The organism is Cellulosimicrobium sp. NPDC055967, assembly GCF_042269845.1.
GTDB lineage: Bacteria > Actinomycetota > Actinomycetes > Actinomycetales > Cellulomonadaceae > Cellulosimicrobium.
Genome location: NZ_JBHJYJ010000010.1, coordinates 160,374 through 167,205 on the forward strand (window position 1 = coordinate 160,374; position 6,832 = coordinate 167,205).

The 6,832-nt window shown below is 75.7% G+C and carries 8 protein-coding genes; 4 read left to right on the forward strand and 4 right to left on the reverse strand.

Translation table 11 applies throughout. From position 1 onward, the window contains the following. Nucleotides 1–3: 3 nt before the first annotated feature. On the reverse strand, nt 4–855 hold the full coding sequence (locus ACFC2L_RS14310) for a fructosamine kinase family protein (RefSeq protein ID WP_375824949.1): 852 nt from the start codon (nt 853–855) through the stop codon (nt 4–6). A gap of 10 nt (nt 856–865) precedes the next feature. Further along, a complete protein-coding gene (locus ACFC2L_RS14315) occupies nt 866–1,099 on the reverse strand; it encodes a DUF5703 family protein (RefSeq protein ID WP_375824950.1) in 234 nt (77 codons plus the stop codon). Nucleotides 1,100–1,200: 101 nt separating this feature from the next. On the opposite strand from ACFC2L_RS14315, the gene ACFC2L_RS14320 reads away from it, so the two are divergent. Continuing rightward, on the forward strand, nt 1,201–1,521 hold the full coding sequence (locus tag ACFC2L_RS14320; protein ID WP_253049754.1) for a primosomal protein: 321 nt from the start codon (nt 1,201–1,203) through the stop codon (nt 1,519–1,521). A 10-nt stretch (nt 1,522–1,531) separates the two neighbouring features. Here ACFC2L_RS14320 and ACFC2L_RS14325 read toward each other — a convergent pair whose 3' ends face one another. Further along, nucleotides 1,532–2,500: an aldo/keto reductase gene (locus tag ACFC2L_RS14325; RefSeq protein ID WP_253049752.1), complete on the reverse strand. Its 969-nt coding sequence runs from the start codon at nt 2,498–2,500 to the stop codon at nt 1,532–1,534. Nucleotides 2,501–2,709: 209 nt separating this feature from the next. Here ACFC2L_RS14325 and ACFC2L_RS14330 point away from each other — a divergent pair, with 209 nt between their 5' ends. Continuing rightward, complete coding sequence (locus tag ACFC2L_RS14330; protein ID WP_375824951.1) at nt 2,710–3,585, forward strand: undecaprenyl-diphosphate phosphatase; 876 nt, start codon at nt 2,710–2,712, stop codon at nt 3,583–3,585. A gap of 7 nt (nt 3,586–3,592) precedes the next feature. Here the strand turns inward: ACFC2L_RS14330 and ACFC2L_RS14335 are convergent, their stop codons facing one another. After that, nucleotides 3,593–4,693, reverse strand: a complete 1,101-nt coding sequence (locus tag ACFC2L_RS14335; RefSeq protein WP_375824952.1) for a magnesium and cobalt transport protein CorA — start codon at nt 4,691–4,693, stop codon at nt 3,593–3,595. A gap of 153 nt (nt 4,694–4,846) precedes the next feature. Between ACFC2L_RS14335 and mshC the strand changes: the two genes are divergently transcribed. Then, complete coding sequence (gene mshC / locus ACFC2L_RS14340; RefSeq protein ID WP_375824953.1) at nt 4,847–6,121, forward strand: cysteine--1-D-myo-inosityl 2-amino-2-deoxy-alpha-D-glucopyranoside ligase; 1,275 nt, start codon at nt 4,847–4,849, stop codon at nt 6,119–6,121. A 9-nt stretch (nt 6,122–6,130) separates the two neighbouring features. After that, complete coding sequence (locus ACFC2L_RS14345; RefSeq protein ID WP_375824954.1) at nt 6,131–6,742, forward strand: hypothetical protein; 612 nt, start codon at nt 6,131–6,133, stop codon at nt 6,740–6,742. Nucleotides 6,743–6,832 lie beyond the last annotated feature (90 nt).

Consider the following 6,832-nt stretch of genomic DNA (forward strand, 5'->3'; position numbering starts at 1 on the left):
CTGTCAGGAGTCGCCGAGCAGCGCCCGGACCGACGAGCGCAGCTGTGCGCGGTAGCCGCCGCCGAAGAGCACGGCGTGCACCGCGACCGGGTAGACCTGGTGCAGCGCGACCCGGTGGCGCCACCCGCGCGCGAGCGGGTGGACGGCGTCGTACCCGGCCACGATCTCGTCGAGGAACGGCGCGCCGAACAGCGCGAGCATCGCCAGGTCGGCCTCGCGGTGCCCGCCGTGCGCGGCGGGGTCGATCAGGACGGCCTCGACGCCGTCCGCGACTCCTTCCGGGCCGGGGTCGTGCGGGGACCACAGCACGTTGCCCGACCACAGGTCGCCGTGCACGCGCGCGGGCGAGTCGTCGAGCGCGGGCCGCGCGAGGTCCGCGAGGCGTTCTCCCAGCCGTTCGAGGAGGCGCGCGTCGTCGGCGTCGAGCGCTCCGCGGTCACGGCCCTGGCGCGCGACCGGGAGCAGCCGCGCCTCGGCGTAGAAGGTCGGCCAGTCGGGCCAGGAGCCGGTCGGCATCGGCAGCGGGTCGTCGAGGGGGCCGAAGAACGCGTCGCCCGACCAGCCGGGCGGCGCCGCGCCCCAGGACGGTGCCCCGGCGTCGTGCACGACGGCGAGCGCCCGGCCGAACGCGTGCGCCGCCCCGGGCGTCGGCGCGGCGGGCAGCACGCGTTCGAGGTCGAGGCGTGTCGGGCTCACGTCGAGGACCCGGGCGACGCGGGGCCCGCCCGCGACAGCGAGCCAGGAGAGCCCCGCGGCCTCGCAGTCGAAGAACCCCGGGGGCGCGTCCGCGCGCGACGTGGTGAAGACGCCCGGTGGGGCGCCCTCGGCGCCGTCCCCGCGGCCGGGACCGCTCACGGGGCCGGGCTCACAGGGTCGAGCTGACGCGGATGATCTTGCGACGCAGCCAGACGCGGCGCTCGCCCCCGACGTACAGCCGCGTCCGGGCGAGCTCCCAGCGCCCGTACTCGGCCTCGTCCGTGAGCAGCCTGCTCGCGTCCGACCGGCTCGTGGAGCGGTCGATCGTCAGGACGCGGTACTCGTACTGCCCGCCGTTCGCGGCCCATCCGGACCGCCGGCGTGACGTCGGCCTCTCCTCCACGCGCCACCGTCCTCTCTCGCCTGTCTCGGTCGTCGGCCGGGCGGGAGAACCTGCCCGACTAACGAGTGCCATTGTGCCCCTCTCGGCGCTACCGTCAGGGTATGACCGCTGACCCGCGTGCCGCGCTCGACCGGTTCATCGCCGCGCTCGAGGCCCACTACAACGCCGTCGCCGCACGCCGCGGGGAGGACGACCCCGCCGTCGACGACGCCTACTACGTGCTCGCGGACGCCTTCGAGGTCTACGACGAGGCCCTCGGCCAGGTCCACGGGGAGGCGACGCCGTTCTACCTCGCGGAGGAGGACGACGAGGACGAGGACGAGGACGACGACGAGGAGGACGAGGACGCGCTCGACGACCTCGACGACACCCTCGACGACGACGTCCTGACCGGCGAGCTGGAGACCGACGGCGCGCGCTGACGCGCCGTCGTCACCACCGCTCGGGGTAGCCGACCTCCAGGTCGCTCACGTCGTCGAGCGCCGCGCGGACGGCGTCGGGGAGCTCGAGGTCGGTCGCGGCGAGCGACGTGCGCAGCTGGGCCGGAGTCCGGGCGCCGACGATCGCGCTCGCCACCGTGGGGCGACCCAGGAGCCACGACAGCGCGACGTCGAGCGGGGCGCGGCCGAGACCGTCGGCCGCGGTGACGACGGCCTCGACGATCCCCGAGGAGGACTGGTCCAGGTAGGGCTCGACGAACCCGGACAGGTGCGGGGACGCGCCGCGCGAGTCCGCGGGGAGCGAGCGGCGGTACTTGCCCGTGAGCACGCCCCGGCCCAGCGGCGACCAGGCGAGCAGGCCGAGCCCGAGCGCCTCGGCGGCCGGCACGACCTCCCGTTCCGCGCCGCGCTGGAGCAGCGAGTACTCGAGCTCGACCGCGGCGAGGCCCACGTCGTCCGCACCGCCGAGCAGCGTCGCGGCGCGCGCCGTCGCCCACGCGGGGTGGTTGGACAGCCCGACGTACCGTGCCCGGCCGGACGTCACGGCGTGGCGCAGCGCGGAGAGCGTCTCGGTGAACGGCGTGCGCGGGTCGGGCGCGTGCACGAGGAACAGGTCGACGTGGTCGGTGCCCAGGCGCGACAGCGAGTCGTCCAGCGAGTCGAGGAGCGCCCCGCGGGACGCGTCGACGACCGGTCCCTGCGCCGTGCGGCGCACGCCCGCCTTGGTGCACAGGAGCACGTCGCGCCGGTCGACCTTCGTCCCCAGGATCGACCCGAGCAGGGACTCGGCGTCCCCGTCGGCGTACGAGGCGGCGGTGTCGACGAGGGTCCCGCCCGCGTCGACGAAGTCGCGCAGCTGCTCGGCGGCGTCGAGCTCGTCCGTGTCCCGAGCCCACGTCATGGTGCCGAGGCCGAGCTCGGACACGCGCAGGCCGGTGCTGCCGAGGTGGCGGTGTTCCATGGGAGCCGAGGGTACCGGCGGACCCCGCCGCGCGACCGCCGGGGCGCGCGACGGACGCCACGAGCGGCGAGGTTCACCCGTCCCTCCGGGCCCGCCGACCAGGTCCGCGGGACGGTGTTCACGCGCTCGTCGCCCGGCGTTCATCCGGGGGCGCCGACCCGCCGACGAGGTGCCGGAGGGGCCTGCCGGAGCGGGTATCGTGGCCGCTCGTGAACGCGTGGGAAGCCGTCCTCCTCGGCCTCGTCCAGGGCCTGACCGAGTTCCTCCCGATCTCCTCGAGCGCGCACCTGCGCATCGTGGGCGAGCTCATCGGCTCGCAGGACCCGGGGGCCGCCTTCACGGCGATCACCCAGATCGGGACCGAGACGGCGGTCCTCCTGTACTTCCGGCGCGACATCGCGCGGATCTGCGCGGCGTGGTGGCGCTCGGTGCGCGGCGACCACGGGACGGACTGGAAGGCGCGCCTCGGCCAGCACGACCACGACGCCGCGATGGCCTGGTACATCGCCCTGGGCTCCGTCCCGATCGTCGTGCTCGGCCTGCTCTTCCAGGACGCGATCGAGAACACGTTCCGCAACCTCTACCTCACCGCGCTCATGCTCGCCGTCTTCGCGCTCCTGCTCGGCTGGGCGGACCGGATCGGCGCCAAGCGGCGCACGCTGCGCGAGCTCTCGCCCGGCCAGGCCGTCGCGTTCGGCTTCGCGCAGGCGCTCGCGCTCGTCCCGGGCGTCTCCCGGTCCGGCGGCACGATCACGGCGGGCCTCCTCATGGGCTTCACCCGCGAGGCCGCGGCGCGCTACTCGTTCCTCCTCGCGATCCCCGCGGTCATGGGCTCGGGGTTCTACCAGCTCTTCAAGTCCGCGGACGAGCCGGCCCCCGGCGCGCCCGGCGCGGGCGCGACCCTCATCGCCACGCTCGTCGCGTTCGTCGTCGGCTACTTCGTCATCATCGCGTTCCTCAAGATCGTCTCGACCTTCAGCTACACGCCGTTCGTGGTCTACCGCCTGGTGCTCGCCGCGCTCGTCGTGCTGCTCCTGCTCACCGGCGTGCTCGAGCCCGGCGGGACCGCCGCGTCCACCCCGTGACCCGCGGTCAGAGCCAGCCGACCCGCTTGAACACGCGGTAGAGCACGAGGCAGCCGACCGCCATGAGCGCGAGCGCGAACGGGTAGCCGAACGCCCAGTGCAGCTCGGGCATGTTCCGGAAGTTCATGCCGTAGACCCCCGCGACGATCGTGGGGTAGACGAGCATCGCGGCCCAGGCCGAGATCTTGCGCATGTCCTCGTTCTGGCGCACCGACACCTGGGACATGTGGACCTGCAGCATGTCCGAGAGCAGGTCGTCGTGCGCGTCGAGGTGGCGGTCGATCCGCTCGACGGTCGTCACCACGCGCTCGAGCATGCGCCGGTTCACCGCGAGGTGGTCCGGGACGTCGGGGTCGAGCAGCTCCGGCAGCTCCGCCGAGACGGGCATGAGCGCACGCCGCGCCTCGGTGATCTCGCGCTTGAGGTCGTAGATGCGCTCGACCGGGTCCTCGCGCTGCTGGTCGAACACGACCCGCTCCGTGTCCGCGACCGCGTCGCCCAGGCCGAGCTCGACCTGCGACGCCCCGCCCACGATCGCCAGGACGGCGGCGGACACGATCCGCTGGACGGGTGTGCCCCGCGGGTCGCCCGGTGCGGCGAGCTTGTCGAGCATGGTCGCGTGCACGTCGGCGTCCCCCTCCTCGGCGGTGACGACGGCCCCCGGTCCGAGCAGCGCGGCGAACTGGCCGGTGCGCACCTGGCGGTCCGCCTCCGTGAACCACGCCGTCGGTGTGACGAGCAGGAGCCAGTCGGGCGCGAGGCGGCGCACGTGCGCCAGCGGGTGGTGCGCGTGCCGGGACAGCTCGTGGCGCGTCGGGCCGGGGCCTGTCGAGACCCGGGCCGCCGCGTCGAGCACGGAGTCGAGGTCGGCGACCCGCGCCCACGTGGCCGGTCCCCGCGCGGCCCGGCGGGCGCCGTCCTCGGGGTCGCGAGCCGCGTCGTGCTCGGTGCGCGCGTCCCCGAGCGCGCCGGGGTCGGCCTCGCGCATCCCGGCCGCGCCCGGGTCCACGGTCCACGCCGCCAGGACCTGCACGCCGTCGAGCAGCGGACCGCTCGCGCTCGACCCGTCCCGCGGGGGGTCGACGCGGGGTTCGGTGGGCTTCGTCACGTCCGCATTGTCCCGCGCCCGGCACGGACCTGCCCGGGCGCGCGGGGGATCGCCGTCGGTGCGGCCGACGTGCGTCGTCCGTGCCCCGTGCGCGCGGCGCCCGCCTTCCGGACGACGGTCCGGCGCCGACGTCCCGGCGGCTAAGGTTGACGCGTGCACAGCTGGCCCGCCCCGCAGATCCCCGAGCTCCCCGGACGAGGCCTCCCGGTCCGGGTGCACGACTCGACGACCCGCGAGCTCGTCGTCGCGGCCTCGGGCGAGGACGCCACCCTCTACGTGTGCGGCATCACGCCGTACGACGCGACCCACATCGGCCACGCGGCCACCTACATCGCGTTCGACCTGCTCGTGCGCGCGTGGACGGACGCCGGCCAGCGCGTGCGGTACGCGTCGAACGTCACCGACGTCGACGACCCGCTGCTCGAGCGCGCCGCCGCGACGGGCGTCGACTGGCGCGCGCTCGCCGTCGACCAGACGGCGCTCTTCGCCGAGGACATGACGGCGCTCGGCGTCGTCCCGCCGGACGTCTACGAGGGCGCGGTCGAGACGATCCCTGCCGTCGTCGAGGCGGTCACCGAGCTCCTCGACGCCGGGCTCGCCTACCGCGTGCCGGTCGAGCCCGGCGCGGGCGGGACCGACCCGGGGCTCGGCGACGTCTACGCCGACCTGTCGGCCGACCCCGCGTTCGGGTCGGTCTCGCGCCTCGCGCGCGACGTCATGCAGCACCTCTTCGCCGAGCGCGGGGGCGACCCCGACCGCGAGGGCAAGAAGGACGCGCTCGACCCGCTCCTGTGGCGCCGCGAGCGTCCGGGCGAGCCCGCGTGGGACGGCGGCGCGCTCGGCACCGGTCGACCGGGCTGGCACGTGGAGTGCGCCGTCATCTCGCGCGACGGGCTCGGCCTGCCGTTCGACGTGCAGGGCGGGGGAGCGGACCTGCTCTTCCCCCACCACGAGATGTCGTCCTCGCACGACCGCATGCTCTCGGGCGGCGGCGCGCCCCGCGCCCACGTCCACGCCGGCCTCGTCGCCTACGACGGCGAGAAGATGAGCAAGTCGCGCGGCAACCTCGTGCTCGTCTCGAAGCTGCGGGCCACGGGCGTCGACCCCATGGCGATCCGCCTCGCGCTGCTCGCGCACCACTACCGCGGCGAGTGGGAGTGGACTGACGACGACCTGCCCGCCGGCGTGCGCCGCCTGGAGACCTGGCGCGACGCCGTCTCCGGCAACGGTGGTCCCGACGCCACCGCGACCCTCGCCGCCGTGCGCGCCGCGCTCGCCGACGACCTCGACGCGCCCGCGGCGCTCGCGGCCGTCGACGCGTGGGCGGCGGAGTCGCTGCGTCCCGGGCGCGACACGTCCGCGGACGTCGAGGGCGCGCCCGGCGTGGTCGCCCGCGCGGTCAACGCGCTCCTGGGTGTGCGGCTGTAGGTCCGGGTCGTGACGCCCGGGTGCCGGTGGCGGACGCGCGGGCGCGAGCTCGTCGGGTCCGCGCGCCTGCGCCCGAGCGGGGGGCGGGTCGTGGTCCTCGTGCTGGGCCTCGGGCTCGCTGTGGCCTCGGTGCTGGTGCTGCGCGGCGCGACCGCCGTCGCGGCGGTCGACGGCTGGACGGCGCGGCAGGACCCCTGCCTGTCCTCCCGGGGCTGCGCGCCCGTCGTCGTCGAGGCGGTCGTCGGGGCCGTGCTGGCGCTCGGGGCGCTCGCGCTGCTGCTCGGCTCCGTCGGCCTCGTGCTCCGGCAGCCGGTCCTCGTCCTGACGGCGGACGGCGTCCGCGCGCGCCAGGCCCGCGTCGACCACGTGCGGACCGTGCCGTGGGAGGACCTGACGGGCGTCGACCCGGCCGGCCGGCGACGGCTCGTCCTCCAGGTCCTGGGCGATCCTCCGGCGGAGGTGACGGTCCGGAGCGCCCGGCCGGCGTCCGACGCCGCCGTGCTGCGCGGCTTCCTCGGCGACCCGGGCGCACGCGTCGCGATCGGCACGACCCCGGCGGAGCGTGCGGCCAGCGCCTGGGCCGCGGGCGGGTCGTCGCCGCGGGACCTCGAGGGGACCTAGGGCGTGTCCGGTGAATCGCGGAGCCAGAGGATGATCGCGGCGATGGTGAGTTCGGAGCGGTAGTAGGCGGCGCGTTTGGTGAAGCGGGTG

Coding starts and splice junctions, on each gene's coding strand:
- ACFC2L_RS14320 (WP_253049754.1), top strand. CDS start 1,201: ATGACCGCTGACCCGCGTGCCGCGCTCGACCGGTTCATCGCCGCGCTC.
- ACFC2L_RS14325 (WP_253049752.1), bottom strand. CDS start 2,500: ATGGAACACCGCCACCTCGGCAGCACCGGCCTGCGCGTGTCCGAGCTC.